Origin of the sequence: Streptomyces sp. NPDC001604 (assembly GCF_042893475.1) — a bacterium.
In the GTDB taxonomy this organism is placed as follows: domain Bacteria; phylum Actinomycetota; class Actinomycetes; order Streptomycetales; family Streptomycetaceae; genus Streptomyces.
Genome location: NZ_JBIAUY010000009.1, coordinates 144,960 through 160,292 on the forward strand (window position 1 = coordinate 144,960; position 15,333 = coordinate 160,292).

Below are 15,333 nucleotides of genomic sequence, written 5' to 3' on the forward strand. Positions count from 1 at the left end.
GAGGAACGTCATGAAGCACAACAAGGTCGGCTCCGTGATGACCACGGAGGTCGTCCGCGCGACGTACGGCACCCCCTTCAAAGAGGTGGCACGGCTGCTCGGCGAACACCGCATCAGCGGACTGCCGGTGGTCGACGAGGACGAGAAGGTCATCGGTGTCATCTCCGAGACGGATCTCATGGTCCGGCAGGCCGAGACGCCGGATCCGTACGAGCCGAAGAAGCGCCACTGGCCGGTCCCTGTGACCCGCACGTCCCGGCAGCAGGCCACGAAGGCCAGGGCCCGTACGGCCGGTCAGCTGATGACCGAGCCGCCGCTGACGGTGCACGCCGACAACACCATCGTCGAGGCGGCCCGCACCATGGCGCAGCACCACATCGAGCGGCTGCCCGTCCTCGACGAGGAGCACCGGCTGGTCGGCATCGTCACCCGCCGCGACCTGCTCCAGGTCTTCCTGCGGCCCGATGCGGACATCCGCACCGAGATCGTCGAAGAGGTGCTCGTGCACGCCCTGTGGCTGCCGCCGCGCAGCATCGACGTCCAGGTGGTGGAGGGCGTGGTCACGCTCTCCGGTCAGATGGAACGCAAGAGCGAGACGGAGATCGCACTCTCCATGACCCGGCAGATCGACGGTGTCGTCGCTGTCGTCGACAAGCTCACCTACCGGCTGGACGATGCCAAGATCCAGCCCCAGGAGCAGGCCCTGCACGGCGTGGCCGACGACTGGCTGCGCAAGCTGTGAGAGGAGGCGGACCGCCATGCCACGCAATGTCCTGATCGCCTACGGGACGACGAACGGATCGACCGCGCAGATCGCCGAGGCCGTGGCCGAGGTCATGCGCAAGGAGGGACTCACGGCCGCCGCACTGCCGGCCGGGGCCGTCGTGGATCTGGCGGGATACGACGCCGTCGTGGTCGGCGGTGGGCTGTACGCCGGACGCTGGCACAAGGACGCCCGCCGGTTCGTGCGCCGGCACCGCCGCGCACTGGCCGAGCGCCCGCTGTGGTTCTTCAGCAGCGGCCCGCTCGACGCCTCGGCCTCGGAGCGGGACATCCCGCCCGTGCCGGGTGTGCGCCGTGCGATGACCCGGCTCGACGCCAGGGGACACATCACCTTCGGAGGCTGCCTGCAGGAGGGTGCCAGGGGTTGGATCGCCAAGATGATCGTGCGCAACGGAAAGGGCGGGGACTTCCGCAACTTCCCGGCGATCGAGGCATGGTCGGCTCGTGTCGCGGGCGAACTGGCGGCGGAAATGGCCAAGAACTGAACAGGGGAGACGCACCGAGTGCGGTGCGGGCAGCTGAGGAGCACGGCTTGGTGGCGTGTGGTCGGCGGGAGTCGCGCGCCATCAGGTCAAGCGTCCCGGACTCTTGACTCGGAAGGTGCCCGCCCCGATCCTCGTCCCATATCTTGCGCGGGTCATGACAACACCATGGGTTGGTCAACCGCGCGATCCCGCCGACCGAGGGACGTGGGCCGTGACGCCGACTCGACGCTCGTACCGCAGACGCAAGAACGTCACCGTGCTGTCGCTGCTGCTCTTCCTCCTGACCCTGACCTTCGGCCCCACGCCGAGTTCCGCGGCCGGAAACGACTGGTGGATCCCGACCTCGCCCCCGGCCCCGGACGCCCAGATCAATGTCACCGGTGAGCCGTTCACCGGCACCGATTCCGCGGGCGACGTACGCGGATTCGTCGACGCGCACAACCACCTGTTCTCCAACGAGGCCTTCGGTGGGCGGCTGATCTGCGGCAAGGTGTTCTCCGAGGCCGGGGTCGCCGACGCGCTCAAGGACTGTCCCGAGCACTACCCCGACGGCACCCTCGCGATCTTCGACTACATCACCCACGGTGGCGACGGCAGGCACGACCCGGTCGGCGGGCCGACCTTCAAGGACTGGCCGGCGTACGACTCGATGACCCATCAGGCCAACTACTACGCCTGGCTGGAGCGGGCCTGGCGCGGCGGGCAGCGGGTCCTGGTCAACGACCTCGTCACCAACGGCATGATCTGCTCGGTCTACCCCTTCAAGGACCGCGGCTGCGACGAGATGACCTCCATCCGGCTGCAGGCGAAGCTGACGTACCAACTGCAGGACTACATCGACAAGATGTACGGCGGCCCCGGCAAGGGCTGGTTCCGGATCGTCACCGACAGCGCACAGGCCCGTGAGGTGATCAAGCAGGGCAAGCTGGCCGTCGTCCTGGGCGTGGAGACCTCCGAGCCGTTCGGCTGCAAGCAGATCCTGGACATACCGCAGTGCAGCAAGGCCGACATCGACAAGGGCCTCGACGAGTTGTACGGGCTCGGGGTGCGCTCGATGTTCCTGTGCCACAAGTTCGACAACGCGCTGTGCGGCGTCCGCTTCGACTCGGGCGGCCTCGGAACGGCCATCAACGTCGGGCAGTTCCTGTCGACCGGCACCTTCTGGCAGACCGAGAAGTGCACCGGCCCCCAGCACGACAACCCCATCGGCACCGCCTCCTCCGCCGCGGAGAAGGACCTGCCGGCGGGCGTGGACGTCCCCTCGTACGACTCCGACGCCCAGTGCAACAAGCGCGGCCTCACCGACCTCGGCGCCTACGCCGTGCGCGGCATGATGAAACGCAAGATGATGCTGGAGATCGACCACATGAGCGTCAAGGCGGTCGGTCAGGCCCTGGACATCTTCGAGGCCGCGTCCTACCCCGGTGTGCTCTCCTCGCACAGCTGGATGGACCTGAACTGGACGGAGCGGGTCTACTCCCTCGGCGGCTTCGTCGCCCAGTACATGCACGGCTCCCAGGGGTTCGTCTCGGAGGCCGCCCGCACCAAGGCGCTGCGCGACAAGTACCACGTGGGCTACGGCTACGGCACCGACTTCAACGGCATCGGCGACCACCCGGCCCCGCGCGGCGCCGACGCCCCGAACAAGGTCACCTACCCCTTCAAGAGCGCCGACGGCGGCTCGGTCGTCGACCGGCAGACCACCGGTGAGCGCACCTTCGACTTCAACACCGACGGTGCGGCCCACGTCGGCATGATCCCCGACTGGATCGAGGACATCCGACTCAACGGCGGCCAGGGCGTGGTGAACGACCTGATGCGGGGCGCCGAGTCCTACCTCGACACCTGGGGGGCCACCGAGCAGCACCAGGCATCCGTCGACCTCGCCAAGGGCGCGGCGGCCACCGCCAGTTCGTCCGAGTGGAACCCGTTCACCAGCTATCAGCCGGGCCGCGCCGTCGACGGTGACGACGGCACCCGCTGGGCCAGCGACTGGAGCGACGACCAGTGGTGGCAGGTCGACCTGGGCGCAACCCACCGGGTCGGCCGGGTCACGCTGGCCTGGGAGCGCGCCTACGGCAAGTCGTACCGCATCGAACTGTCCACCGACGGCACCGACTGGCAGACCGTCTGGTCCACCACGTCCGGCGACGGAGGCCTGGACACCGCCCGCTTCACCGGCACACCGGCCCGCTACGTCCGCATCCACGGCCTGCAGCGCGGCACCGACTGGGGATACTCGCTGTACGAAGTGGGCGTCCACAGCGCCTGAGGTCCCTCACCACCACCGAGGACGCACATGGCACGCATGCCGTCGGCCGAGCGGCGCAGACAGCTGACGGAAGCGGCGATCAGGGCGATGGCCCGGGACGGCGTCGCCAGGACGACGACCCGGTCCATCGCCGCCGAGGCGGGCGTGTCCCTGAGCGTCTTCCACTACTGCTTCGACTCCAAGCAGGCTCTGGTCGAGGCCGTCATCACCACCCTCACCGACCACTCGGTGACGGTGGTGAAGCAGGCCCTGCGGCCCAGGGCCACGCTCGTGGAGACCGTCCGGGCCGGCTTCCAGGCGTACTGGGACCATGTGCGCTCCCACCCCGACGAACACATGCTCACCTACGAACTCACCCAGTACGCCCTGCGCGAGCCGGGTTTCGAGCACCTGGCGCGACGGCAGTACGAGCTGTACGGCGCCGCCTACGCCGAGCTCATCGACGGGTTGCGCCGCACGATGGACCTTCAACTCGCCGTCCCTGCAACGGTGCTGGCCCGCTACCTGGCCGCCATGACCGACGGTCTGACCCTCAACTACCTCGTCCTCGGAGACGAATCGGCCTGGACCGACATCCTCGACACGGTCACCACCCACATCGCAGGCCTGGTCCACGACGACGTTCGCCGGGCCTAGCCGCAGAAGAACCGGCGTCAGCAGATACGGGGGAGCTGCTCGCCCAGCGGCATGTCCACGATGCGCCGCGCACCGACCAGCGTCCGCAGGGTGACCCGCCCGCGAGGCCCCTCCTGAAGCACCTCGCCGATCCGCACCGCCTGCACCCCCTCCGGCAGCGACCGCAGGGCGGCCAGCGCCCGATCGGCCGCGCCGGTGTCGACGAAGGCGACCAGGCAGCCCTCGTTGGCGACGACCAGCGGGTCCAGGCCGAGCAGGTCGCAGGCGGAAGCCACCGCCTGGGGCACCGGGACGGCACTCTCCTCGATCTCCACGGCGACGGACGAGTCCCGGGCGATCTCGTTGAGTGCGGCGGCCAGCCCGCCCCGGGTCGGGTCGCGCAGCACATGGACCGCGGCGCCCAGCGGCGCCAGGGCGCGCACCAGCCGGTGCAGCGGCCGTGTGTCGGAGGCGATGTCGCTCTCGAAGCCGAGCCCCTCCCGGGTGCTCAGCACGGTCGTGCCGTGCAGCCCGATGGGCCCGGACAGCAGCACCGCATCGCCCGGGCGCGCCGACGCGGCCGACGGACACAGCAGTTCGTGCCGCTGCCCGACGCCGGTGGTGTTGATGAACAACCGGTCGGCAGCGCCACGGCCCACGACCTTGGTGTCCCCGGTGATCACGGGCACGCCCACGTCCTGCGCCGCCTTGCCCAACGAGGCCATGACGGACCGCAGTTCGGCCAGCGGCAGGCCCTCCTCGACGATGAGGGAGACGGACAGGGCGAGCGGCCGGGCACCCCGCATCGCGAGGTCGTTGACCGTGCCGTGCACGGCGAGGGATCCGATGTCCCCGCCGGGGAAGGACAGCGGGCTGACGACGAAGCTGTCGGTGCTCATCACCAGGCCGGGATGACCGGGCAGCAGCGCGGCATCCTCCAGCGGGCCCGTACCGCCGCCCACGGCGGGCAGCACGAGCTGGTCGAGCAACTCCGCCGTCAGTCGTCCGCCGGCGCCGTGACCCAGCAGGACGACCTCGTCCTCGTGGTTCGGGGTGGGGCATTGGATGCTCATGCCGTGCTCCTCGTCGGAGTGCGTCCGGCCGCGTGGAAGGCGGCGCAGGTGCCCTCGGACGACACCATCGGCGCGCCCAGGGGGTGGCGGGGGGTGCAGCGGGTGCCGTACGCGGCGCAGTCGGTGGGCAGCTTCGCCCCGGTGAGGATGGCGCCCGCGATGCACTGCGCGTCCTCGACGGGGCACAGCCCGCCCACGTCGAAGCGACGGGCGGCGTCGAACTGCCGGTACTGCTCGGCGAGTTCGAGACCGCTGTCGGGCAGTGCCCCGATGCCCCGCCAGGCCCGGTCGGTGACCCGGAAGACCGTCCGAACGGCGTCCTGCGCGTCGGTGTTGCCGGACCGGCGCACGGCGCGCACGTACTGGTTCTCCACCTCGGCCCGGCCGTCCTCCAGCTGCCGTACGGCCATCAGGATGCCCTCGAGCAGGTCCAGCGGTTCGAAGCCGGTGACCACGATCGGCACCCGGTAGCGTGCGGCGATCGGCTCGTACTCGGTCCAGCCCATGACCGCGCACACATGCCCGGCCGCCAGGAACGCCTGCACCTCGCAGTCGGGGTCGTCGAGCAGCGCCGTCATGGCGGGCGGCACGAGGACATGGCTGACCAGCATCGAGAAGTTCGTCAGCCCGAGGCGGGCCGCGTGCAGCACGGCCATCGCGTTGGCCGGCGCGGTCGTCTCGAAACCGACCGCGAGGAAGACCACTTCCCGGTCGGGCCGGTCGGCGGCCAGGCGCACGGCGTCCATCGGGGCGTAGACCACGCGTACGTCGGCGCCGCGCGCCCGCAGTGACAGCAGGTCGGTGTCCGTGCCGGGCACGCGCAGCATGTCGCCGAAGCTGGTGAGGATCACGCCGGGCCGGGCGGCGATCGCCATGGCCCGGTCCAGGGTCTCCAGCGGGGTCACGCAGACCGGACAGCCGGGCCCGTGGATCATCCGCATCCCCGCGGGCAGCAGTTCGTCGATGCCCTGGCGGACCAGTGTGTGGGTCTGACCGCCGCACACCTCCATGATCCGCCAGGGCCGGGTGGCGGTCTGCCGCAGCTCGTCCAGCAGCCGCCGGGCGAGGACGGGATCGCGGTATTCGTCGAGGTACTTCATCGGCCCTCCGCGTGCGTCATCGATGCGTGAGATCGAGCCGGATGTCCACGACCCCCTCCACCGCCCGCACCGCCCGCGCCACCACGGGCACGAGCATCCGGTCGGGCAGACGGCCGCCGAGCGTGACCACGCCGTCCTTCACGCTCACCGTCAGGGGCGTGAGGACCGGGAGCTGGCCCAGCACGCTGTGCCGGATCTCGTCGGCGATCTCCTCGTCGTCACGGAGGAAGACCTTCAGCAGATCACTGCGGCTGACCACGCCCTGCAGCAGGCCGACCCCGTCCACGACGGGCAGCCGCTTGACGTGCCGGCGGGCCATGATCCGGGCGGCCTCGGCCAGCGAGGCGTCGGCGTGCACCGTCACGGCCGGGGCACTCATCAGCTCGCCCACGGTGATCGCGCCGGCCTTCCTCCGTACTTCCGGATCACCCTCCTCGGTGTCCCGGAACTCCTCCTTGGCCATCAGGTCGGCCTCGGAGACCACCCCCACGACCCGGCCCTCGCCCGCCAGGACCGGCAGGGCGCTGACCTTCCACTGGTCGAGCAGTTCGACGATCTCCTTGAAGGGCGCCTCACTGCCGACGGCGATGACGGTGTGCGTCATCACATCGCTCACGGTGTACGGAGATTCAGGCATCGCAGCCTCCCGGAATGTCTTGCGAGGTGTCCGACGAGGTACGGACGACCGTCAGGTCGAGGAAGTGGGTGGAGCACGAGATGCACGGGTCGTGGTTGCGGATCGCGCGCTCGCACAAGGCCGTCAACTCGGCGTCGTCCGGGTCGCGTTCGCCGATGGCACGCTGTGTCAGCCGACGCAGGTCGTCCTCGATCGCACCCTGGTTCTGTGCCGTGGGCGGTACCAGCAGCGCACTGGTCACGAGACCGTCGGCGTCGAGTTCGTAGCGGTGGTAGAGCAGTCCGCGGGGCGCCTCGGTGGCGCCGTGGCCGACGCCCGCGACCGGGGGCACGTCGGTGTACGGGCGCGCCGGTGGCTCGTAGGCCTCGATGATCCGCAGCGACTCCGCGACCGCGTACACGCTCTCCACTGCCCGCACCAGGATCGACCGGAACGGATTGCGGCACACCGCGCCCTCGCGCGGATCGCCCAGCCCCGCCTCGACGGCCGCCTCCAGCGCCACCGGCGACAGCCGTGCACCGCCGATCGCGAACCTGGCGAGAGAGCCGGTGAGATGCAGCCGGCCGTCCAGTCGCGAGTGCAGCGCGGTGGAGTGCTCCACATGGGTCTCGGTGACATGCCCGGTGAACTCCCGCACCGGGAAGGAAGCGGTGGAGCCGTCCGCACGCAGCACCGTCGGGGTGCCGCCCTCGATGGCGTACGTGTCCGGAGCGGCGAGCGCCAGCAGATCGGCCTCGACCTCGGCATCCGGGAACTCGAAGCCGGCCACCCAGCGCACGGTCTCCCACGCATCGTCCAGCGCCTGCTTCAACTGCTCGGCGAGCGGCCGCAGTTCGGCACGCGTCGGCACCCGGTGGAAGCCGCCCAGCCGTACGTTGACGGGGTGCACGGCCCGCCCGCCGATCAGCTCCATCAGGGAGTTGCCCGCCTTCTTGAGCCTGAGCCCGCGCTCGACCTCCGCCCGGTGGGTGCGGGCCAGCTCGATCGCGCTCGCACGGCCCAGGAAGTCCGGGGCGTGCAGCAGATAGATGTGCAGGACCTGGCTCTCGATCCACTCCCCGCAGTACAGCAGCCGACGCAGGTCCCGGATCACCGGGTCGACCGTCACCCCGCACACGTCCTCGATCGCCGCGCACGCGCTCATCTGGTACGCCACCGGGCAGATCCCGCACACCCGCGCCGTGATGTCCGGCGGCTCGGTGTACGAACGCCCGCGCAGGAACGCCTCGAAGAAGCGCGGCGGTTCGTAGATCTCCAGCCGTGCGTCGGTGACCGTGCCGTCGTGCACCTTCAGACGCAGGGCGCCCTCGCCCTCGACCCGGGACAGCGAGCCGACGTGCAGGACACGGGATCCGCGATGCGTCACTTGCCCAACTCCTCTTCGAAAGCAGCGGTGTTGAAGGTGTGCAGGAACCGCACCACGTCGTCCTCGTCGAGGCCGTCGCGGCGCAGCAGCGGAATCAGCGCGGGCAGGTTCACCGACCCGGAGGGGCCGAAGCAGCCGAAGCAGCCGCGGTGGTACGCCGGGCACAGCGCCCCGCATCCGGCGTGCGTGACGGGGCCGAGGCACGGTGTGCCGTGGGCGACCGTCACACAGACCGTGCCGCGCCGCTTGCACTCGAAGCACACGCTGTGGTTCGGCACGTCCGGCTTACGCCCGGCCAGGAACGCGGTGATCACCTCGATGAGCTGCCTGCGGTCGATCGGGCAGCCGCGCAGCTCGAAGTCGACGTCCACATGGGCCGAGACGGGGGTCGAGGTCGCCAGCGTGGAGATGTACTCGGGGTGCGCGTAGACCGTGCGCCGGAACTCGTCGACGTCCGCGAAGTTCCTGAGGGCCTGGATGCCGCCGGCCGTGGCGCACGCCCCGATGGTCACCAGGTGGCGCGAGGCGGCGCGGATGGTCCGGATCCGCTCGGCGTCCTCGGCCGTGGTGATCGAACCCTCGACGAGGGACAGGTCGTAGGGACCCGCTTCCACCGCGCTGGACGCCTCCAGGAAGTGCGAGATGTCCACCTCGCCCGCCAGCGCCAGGAGTTCGTCCTCGCAGTCCAGCAGGGTGAGCTGACAGCCGTCGCAGGAGGCCAGCTTGAACACCGCGAGCCCGGGCCTGGTCTTCGTGGCGGTCATCTCACAACTCCCTTACGGAGAGCAGGGGTTCCGCGCATTCCCAGTCCACGACGGGACCCGCGCGGCACACCAGCAGCGGCCCGAGCTGGCAGTGCCCGCAGTGCCCGGTCGCGCACCGCATGTTCCGCTCCAGCGAGACCTGGATGCGGTCGCGGGGCACCCCGCGGTGGGCGAGTTCGCGGGACGTGGCCCGGATCATCGGCTCGGGACCGCACACGTACGCCGTCGTCTCCTCCGGCTCGAACTGCGCCCGCCCGATCAGCTGCGTGACCACGCCGACGTCGCCCCGCCAGTCGACCTCGGGCTGGTCCACCGTCACGCCGGTGTACGCGGTCGCCCAACTCGCCACCTCCGCACGGGCGATCAGATCACTCGGGGTGCGCGCACCGATCAGGACGTTCACGCGCCCGTACGAAGCCGGCTCGGCCAGCACCGCCAGGATCAGCGGCCGCAGCGGGGCGAAACCGATGCCGCCCGCCACGATCACCACGTCACGGCCGCGTGCCCGCGCCGACTCCCAACTGGTGCCGTAAGGACCGCGGATGCCGAGAACGTCGCCGACCCGGGCCGCGCACAGCCCGTCGGAGACCGCGCCCACCGAGCGGACCGTGTGTGCGAGACCGCCGGTGGCCTGCACGGAGCTGACGGACACCGGAATCTCCCCACGCCCGAACGAGTGCACCATCGCGAACTGCCCCGGCAGGAAATCGGGGAGTGCGGTGGCCACCGGTTCGAATCGCAGCGTGACCGTGTCGGCGGTCTCCGCCCGGCGGGCGACCACCCGGTGGGGCACCGGCAGCGCGGTCATCGCTCGTCCTTCGTGTCGTAGATGCCGTACAGGTCGACCAGCCGGGCGCGGGCCGCATTCAACCGGTGGGCCAGCACCCGGCCGACCCAGTGCTCCACGGCACGGCCGAACTCGGGATCGTCCAGGCACATCAGCCGGACGGCGACGGCGTCGAACTCGTAGGCCTGCAAGGGCGTCACCGCCCCCGCGCCGAGCTGCCACACGAACGGCTCGTACAGCCAGGACCAGCCGAGGAGATCACCGACGCCGATCGTCTCGACGACCGGCGGGCGGCGGCCGGGAACGTGCATGTCGAGGGCGGCCGTCCCGCTGCGGACGATCCAGAACCGGTTAGCGTGCCCGCCCTCCTCGAAGAGGCGGCTGCCCTGCGGGAAGGCGGCCTCGCGACCGACCCGCAGCAGCCGCTCACGGTGCTCGACGGGCAGCGCGTGGTTCATGCGCAGGGCAATCGAGGGAGGCATCAGTCCGACTCCGTTCCGCGTTCGGCCTGCAGTGCGGCCACTTCCTCCGTGATGTCGATGCCGACCGGGCACCAGGCGATGCAGCGCCCGCAGCCCACGCATCCGGTCGTGTCGAACTGGTCGTGCCAGGTCGAGAGCTTGTGGGTCAGCCACTGCCGGTAGCGGCTGCGGGGCGAGTGGCGCACCGAGCCGCCGTGCAGATACGAGAAGTCCAGGTCGAAGCAGGAGTCCCAGCGCTGCCAGCGCTCGGTGTGGTCACCGGTCAGATCGGTGACCTCCTCCGTGGTGGTGCAGAAGCAGGTCGGGCAGACCATGGTGCAGTTGCCGCAGGTCAGACAGCGCTCGGCGACGTCGTTCCAGCGTTCGGCGTCCAGGCTCGCGCCCATCAGGGAGCGCAGGTCGACCGGGGGCAGCGAGCGGCCCATCCGGTCGCGGGCCGCGTCCACGGAGGCGCGGGCGGTGGCCTCCGTGACCAGGTCGGCGCCGCGGTGCGGAACCTGCTCCAGCAGCCGGGCGCCTTCCTCGCTGCCCACGCGCACCAGGAAACGGTGCCCGTCCTCGTCGACCACCTCGGTGAGCGCGAGGTCGTAGCCGGGGTCGGCGGCGGGTCCGCCGCCGGTGGAGACGCAGAAGCAGGTCGCGCCGGGCTCGGTGCACTCGGCGGCGATCAGCAGGGCGCCGGACCGGCGCCTGCCGTAGCCGGTGTCCTCGTAGCGGCCGCCGGTCAGCACGCGGTCCTGGATGGCGATGGCCCGCAGGTCACACGGCCGCACACCGAGGAAGGCGTACGCCGGGGCCGCGGGCTCGTGCGCGGTGAACGTCACCTCTCCCTCCGCCGTCCGGTCGGCACTCCACAGCCGCTCCCGGGACGGGTGCAGGAAGTTCTTCCAGGACTGCGGGCCCGCGCTGTGCGCGAAGGCGGCGCCGTCCTCGCGCGGCACCAGCCGGTACCGCCCGGCCTCCAGCTCGACACCCCAGCCGTAGGGCAGCGCATCCGCCGAGGTCAGCTCGGACAGCACGATCGCACCGTCACGGACGGTCGGCCCGACGACGGTCCGTCCGTCCGCCACCAGCACCGCGACCAGGGCACTGAGCCCGTCCCGATCGAGAACGGCCGGGGCTGCGCTCATGTCGCTCCTCCTCCTTGTCGCTGGCTCCACTCTCAGCTTCTGACGGCGCCCACCACATGAGGCAGGGGCCAACTGGCCCAGCCGGACAAGCCGACCGGACCTGCAACGCGCCGAAAGCGGTGCGGGGATGTATTGAGGTGCGGCGTCACGGCGCGGGCGCACCCAGCCACAGCGGCCTGCGGCCGGCACGCGGCTTGCGGCCGGCACGCGGCTTGCGGCCGGCACGCGGCTTGCGGCCGGCACGCGGCTTGCGGCCGGCACGCGGCTTGCGGCCGGCACGCGGCTTGCCAGATCGCCAGGTAGTGCGCCTGGCTTGCGTCCGCCGGATGCAGCGCCGGGTCTGGCGTGCCTCGCGGTGCGCCCGCTGTGTGCGGTGGTCGGTACGTGGCTTGTGGCCGGTTGGCGGGATGCGGCCGGCACGCGGCTTGCGGGGACCCGGGTAGTGCGCCTGGCTTGCATCCGCCGGATGCAGCGCCGGGCCGTGCGTGTCAGGCGGCGCCCGCTGCGTGCGGTGGTCGGCACATGGCCCGCCGCCCGCCGCTCTGCCGGCCGAGCACTAGGGAAGAGGCTCGCCCAGTTCCCCCTCGACGGCCCCCGCCATGGCCCGCAGCACGTCCAGCGTCCGCTCGGCCTCCGCCTCGTCGACCAAGGTGATCGCAAACCCGACGTGCACGATCACGTACGCCCCCACATCCGCCTCGGGCGTGCAGCTCAGACAGACCTCGCGCCGTATCCCGCCGAAATCCACCGTGGCCATCCGCAGCCCCGCATCGTCGTGGATCTCCACAACCCGTCCCGGGATGCCCAGGCACATGTGCGCTCACCTCTCCCCGGCCAGCCGTGCGGCAGCAACCGCCGCCTGGCCGTAACTGATGCCGCCGTCCCCGACCGGGACCTGACCGCCGACCAGCACCCGCAGCCCCTGCGCGTGCAGCCGTCGCCGCACCTCCGTCAGCAGACGGCGGTTGACGAAGCAACCACCGCCGAGACACACCGTGCGCGGCGCGCCTTCGGCCACGGCCCGCGCGACGAGGTCCGCGGTGACGATCCCGAGCGTCAGATGGAAGGCCGCGGCCAGCCGGGCCACCGGCTCCCCGCACAGCCGCCGCTCCAGCAGATCGGCCAGCGTCGGCGCGGAGTCGTACACCCACAGGCCCTGCGCCCGGACCACCCGATGGGCCAGGGCCGCGGCGTGCTCGGCGCCCGCGGCCGCCTCGAGCAGGACGGCCGCCTCGCCCTCGTAACTCGCCCGGTCGCACAGCCCCAGCAGCGCGGCGACCGTGTCGAAGAGCCGTCCGGCGCTGGAGGCGCGGGGGCAGTTCACACCCTTGGTGATCATCGCGCGCACGGCGGCGACCTCGGCCGGATCGAGCCGGTCCGTGAAGGTCCGGGTGAGCCAGGGATACGGGCGCGGGGAGCCGAGCGTCTCGGCGCCGAACAGATGGCCCAGCGCCGTGCGCGAAGGATGGCGTACCGCCGCGTCGCCGCCGGGCAGGGGCGCGGTCGCGAACCTGCCCACGCGACGGTAGCCGCTCAGATCGGCGACGAGGATCTCGCCGCCCCACAGGGTGCCGTCGTCGCCCAGCCCCAGGCCGTCGTAGGCGACACCGAGGAAGTGTCCCTGCACGCCGTGCTCGGCCGCGCAGGCGGCCACGTGTGCGTGATGGTGCTGCACCGGAATGCGGCGCAGTGGCTGCGCCTCGGCCCACTGCGTGGACAGATAACCGGGGTGCAGGTCGTGGGCGAGGACCGCGGGCCGGATGCCGGTGAGCCGCTTGAGGTGCTCGTACGACGCCAGGAACGCTTCGTGGGCGGCCAGGTCGGCCAGGTCTCCGGTGTGCGGGCCGAGATGGGCGCGGCCGTCGGCGGCCAGGGTGAAGGTGTGCTTGAGCTGGGCACCGGCCCCGGCGAGCGGCTCCCGCACGGACAGCGGCAAGGGGGCGGGAGCGAGCCCGCGGGCCCGGCGCACCGTGATCCGGGTCCGTCCGGCGAACTGCACCACCGAGTCGTCGTAGCGGGAGCGGATCGGCCGGTCGTGGGTGAGGAAGCCGTCCGCGACACCGGCCAGCGTGCGCCGGGCGTCGGCGTCGTCGACGGCGATCGGCTCGTCGCTGAGGTTGCCGCTGGTCACGACGAGGGGGCGGGCCAGCTCGTCGAGGAGCAGGTGGTGCAGGCCGGTGGTGGGCAGGAACAAGCCCACTCGGCTCAGGCCGGGGTGCACCTCGTGGGCGAGCGGGGCACTGCCGTGCCACCGGCGCCGGGCGAGCAGCACCACCGGGCGCTCCGGGGACATCAGGGCCTGCTGCTCCGTGGCCCCGACCCGCGCCAGCCGGGCGGCCGTGCCGAGGTCGCGGACCATGACGGCGAACGGCCTCGTCGGCCGGTGTTTGCGGCGCCGCAACTTCGACACGGCGGACGGATTGCCCGCGTCGCACACGAGCTGGTAGCCGCCGAGCCCCTTCAACGCGACGATCCCACCCGCCTCGACGACCTTCACCGCTGCCCGCAGTGCCTCCTCGCCGCGCAGGTCCCGCCAGGCCAGCCGGGGACCGCAGGCGGGGCAGGCGACGGGCTCGGCGTGGAAGCGCCGGTCACCCGGATCGGCGTACTCGGCGGCGCACCGGGCGCACAGCGGGAAGCGACGCATGGTGGTGCGGATCCGGTCGTAGGGCAGGTCCTCGATGATCGTGGCGCGCGGCCCGCAGTCCGTGCAGTTGATGAACGGGTAGCGGTGGCGGCGATCGCGGGGGTCGCGCAGCTCGGCCAGGCAGGCTTCGCAGATCGCCGCGTCGGGCGGGATCTCGCGCGGCGCCGCGTCCACGCCGACGGGCGCGCTGTTTCGTACCTGGAAACCCCGGCCGTAAGCCTGCTCAGGTGTGCCCTCGCCGCTCAGCCGGACGCGACGCACGCGGGCGAGGGCCGGGGCGTCGGTGCGCAGCCGGGCCGCGAACTCGTCGATCGTGCCCAGCGGTCCGGCGACCTCGCCCTCCACATGCCCGTTGACGTTGGCCACCCAGCCGTCCAGGCCGAGTGCGGACGCGGTGCGGTACACGAACGGGCGGAAGCCGACGCCCTGGACGGTCCCCTCCACATGGAAGCGCCGCACGGTCATGCCGGCCTCCCGGCTGCGGTCTCCTGGTGTCGGGCGGTCTCGCCTTCCACATGCCCGTTGACGTTGGCCACCCAGCCGTCCAGGCCGAGTGCGGACGCGGTGCGGTACACGAACGGGCGGAAGCCGACACCCTGGACGATCCCCTCCACATGGAAGCGCCGAACGGTCATGCCGGCCTCCCGGTCGCGGTCTCCCGGTGCCGGTCGAGCTCGGACTCGACGGCCCGGACGAGGGGTTCCACGGCCTCCTCGACGGCGGGGGAGAGGCCGGTGCCCAGCGCGCTCTCGGCGCCCTCCACCGCGTACACGACGAGGTGCGCGGGCAACACGCCCAGAGCGCGGGCGAGTTCGACGGCCTCGCCGAGACCGAGGCCGTGCGAGCTGGTCGTCGGCGGCTGCGCCAGGAGGCCGCCCGCGAGTTCGAGGCGGTGTACGCGGCCGGGCATGCCGGGATGTGCATGGGCGGCGTCCACGACCACCGCGAGATCCGCGCCCTCCCACAGCCCGATCAGCCGTCCGGGCTCGCCGTCGCAGGTCGCGAGCACGGTGCCCGGCGGCAGCGGCCGCTGCGCGGCCCGTTCCCGCAGCCGGGCGAGGACCGCCCAGCCCACGCCGTCGTCGCGCCGGAACTCATTGCCGACGCCGATGACGGCGATCCGAGTGCGCGTCCTCATGGTCTTCACCCTGCGCCGACGCCATCCGGGCCCACAGGGGCCGAACGACCCAAC

Annotated in this window: 16 protein-coding genes; 4 read left to right on the forward strand and 12 right to left on the reverse strand. The window is 71.7% G+C overall.

The annotated features are described in order from the left end of the window. Positions 1-10: 10 nt before the first annotated feature. From ACFY1E_RS24850 to ACFY1E_RS24865, 4 genes are all read left to right on the forward strand, one after another. On the forward strand, positions 11-742 hold the full coding sequence (locus tag ACFY1E_RS24850) for a CBS domain-containing protein (protein ID WP_389079550.1): 732 nt from the start codon (positions 11-13) through the stop codon (positions 740-742). Between the two features lie 16 nt (positions 743-758). Continuing rightward, positions 759-1,268 carry a flavodoxin domain-containing protein gene (locus ACFY1E_RS24855; RefSeq protein WP_389079552.1) on the forward strand — a complete coding sequence of 170 codons (510 nt, stop codon included), beginning with the start codon at positions 759-761 and terminating at the stop codon, positions 1,266-1,268. 211 nt (positions 1,269-1,479) lie between these two features. Further along, on the forward strand, positions 1,480-3,540 hold the full coding sequence (locus ACFY1E_RS24860; RefSeq protein ID WP_389079553.1) for a discoidin domain-containing protein: 2,061 nt from the start codon (positions 1,480-1,482) through the stop codon (positions 3,538-3,540). Between the two features lie 27 nt (positions 3,541-3,567). Continuing rightward, on the forward strand, positions 3,568-4,176 hold the full coding sequence (locus tag ACFY1E_RS24865) for a TetR/AcrR family transcriptional regulator (RefSeq protein WP_389079555.1): 609 nt from the start codon (positions 3,568-3,570) through the stop codon (positions 4,174-4,176). A gap of 17 nt (positions 4,177-4,193) precedes the next feature. On the opposite strand, the gene hypE is transcribed toward ACFY1E_RS24865, so the two are convergent. The 12 genes from hypE to ACFY1E_RS24925 form a co-directional block, all read right to left on the reverse strand. Next, positions 4,194-5,228, reverse strand: a complete 1,035-nt coding sequence (gene hypE, locus ACFY1E_RS24870) for a hydrogenase expression/formation protein HypE (protein WP_389079556.1) — start codon at positions 5,226-5,228, stop codon at positions 4,194-4,196. Next, positions 5,225-6,328, reverse strand: coding sequence for a hydrogenase formation protein HypD (gene hypD / locus ACFY1E_RS24875; RefSeq protein WP_389079558.1), 1,104 nt, complete (start codon positions 6,326-6,328; stop codon positions 5,225-5,227). Before hypD ends, hypE begins: the two co-directional genes overlap by 4 nt. A 16-nt stretch (positions 6,329-6,344) precedes the next feature. Then, complete coding sequence (locus ACFY1E_RS24880) at positions 6,345-6,965, reverse strand: CBS domain-containing protein (RefSeq protein ID WP_389079559.1); 621 nt, start codon at positions 6,963-6,965, stop codon at positions 6,345-6,347. Then, positions 6,958-8,331 (reverse strand): Ni/Fe hydrogenase subunit alpha, encoded by a 1,374-nt coding sequence (locus ACFY1E_RS24885; protein ID WP_389079561.1) that lies wholly within the window; start codon positions 8,329-8,331, stop codon positions 6,958-6,960. The genes ACFY1E_RS24880 and ACFY1E_RS24885 overlap by 8 nt, the downstream gene beginning before the upstream one ends. Beyond that, positions 8,328-9,095, reverse strand: a complete 768-nt coding sequence (locus ACFY1E_RS24890; RefSeq protein WP_389079562.1) for an oxidoreductase — start codon at positions 9,093-9,095, stop codon at positions 8,328-8,330. Before ACFY1E_RS24890 ends, ACFY1E_RS24885 begins: the two co-directional genes overlap by 4 nt. Position 9,096: 1 nt before the next feature. Further along, positions 9,097-9,903, reverse strand: coding sequence for an FAD/NAD(P)-binding protein (locus tag ACFY1E_RS24895; protein WP_389079563.1), 807 nt, complete (start codon positions 9,901-9,903; stop codon positions 9,097-9,099). Beyond that, on the reverse strand, positions 9,900-10,364 hold the full coding sequence (locus ACFY1E_RS24900) for a Crp/Fnr family transcriptional regulator (protein WP_389079565.1): 465 nt from the start codon (positions 10,362-10,364) through the stop codon (positions 9,900-9,902). The genes ACFY1E_RS24895 and ACFY1E_RS24900 overlap by 4 nt, the downstream gene beginning before the upstream one ends. Continuing rightward, positions 10,364-11,494: a 4Fe-4S dicluster domain-containing protein gene (locus tag ACFY1E_RS24905; RefSeq protein ID WP_389079566.1), complete on the reverse strand. Its 1,131-nt coding sequence runs from the start codon at positions 11,492-11,494 to the stop codon at positions 10,364-10,366. Before ACFY1E_RS24905 ends, ACFY1E_RS24900 begins: the two co-directional genes overlap by 1 nt. A gap of 556 nt (positions 11,495-12,050) precedes the next feature. Further along, the gene (locus tag ACFY1E_RS24910; protein WP_389079568.1) at positions 12,051-12,308 is read right to left on the reverse strand and encodes a HypC/HybG/HupF family hydrogenase formation chaperone; all 258 of its coding nucleotides are present in this window, start codon (positions 12,306-12,308) and stop codon (positions 12,051-12,053) included. A 6-nt stretch (positions 12,309-12,314) separates the two neighbouring features. Continuing rightward, on the reverse strand, positions 12,315-14,606 hold the full coding sequence (gene hypF / locus ACFY1E_RS24915) for a carbamoyltransferase HypF (protein WP_389079569.1): 2,292 nt from the start codon (positions 14,604-14,606) through the stop codon (positions 12,315-12,317). After that, on the reverse strand, positions 14,603-14,776 hold the full coding sequence (locus ACFY1E_RS24920; RefSeq protein WP_389079570.1) for an acylphosphatase: 174 nt from the start codon (positions 14,774-14,776) through the stop codon (positions 14,603-14,605). Before ACFY1E_RS24920 ends, hypF begins: the two co-directional genes overlap by 4 nt. Beyond that, positions 14,773-15,279 carry a hydrogenase maturation protease gene (locus tag ACFY1E_RS24925; RefSeq protein WP_389079572.1) on the reverse strand — a complete coding sequence of 169 codons (507 nt, stop codon included), beginning with the start codon at positions 15,277-15,279 and terminating at the stop codon, positions 14,773-14,775. Before ACFY1E_RS24925 ends, ACFY1E_RS24920 begins: the two co-directional genes overlap by 4 nt. Positions 15,280-15,333: the final 54 nt, after the last annotated feature.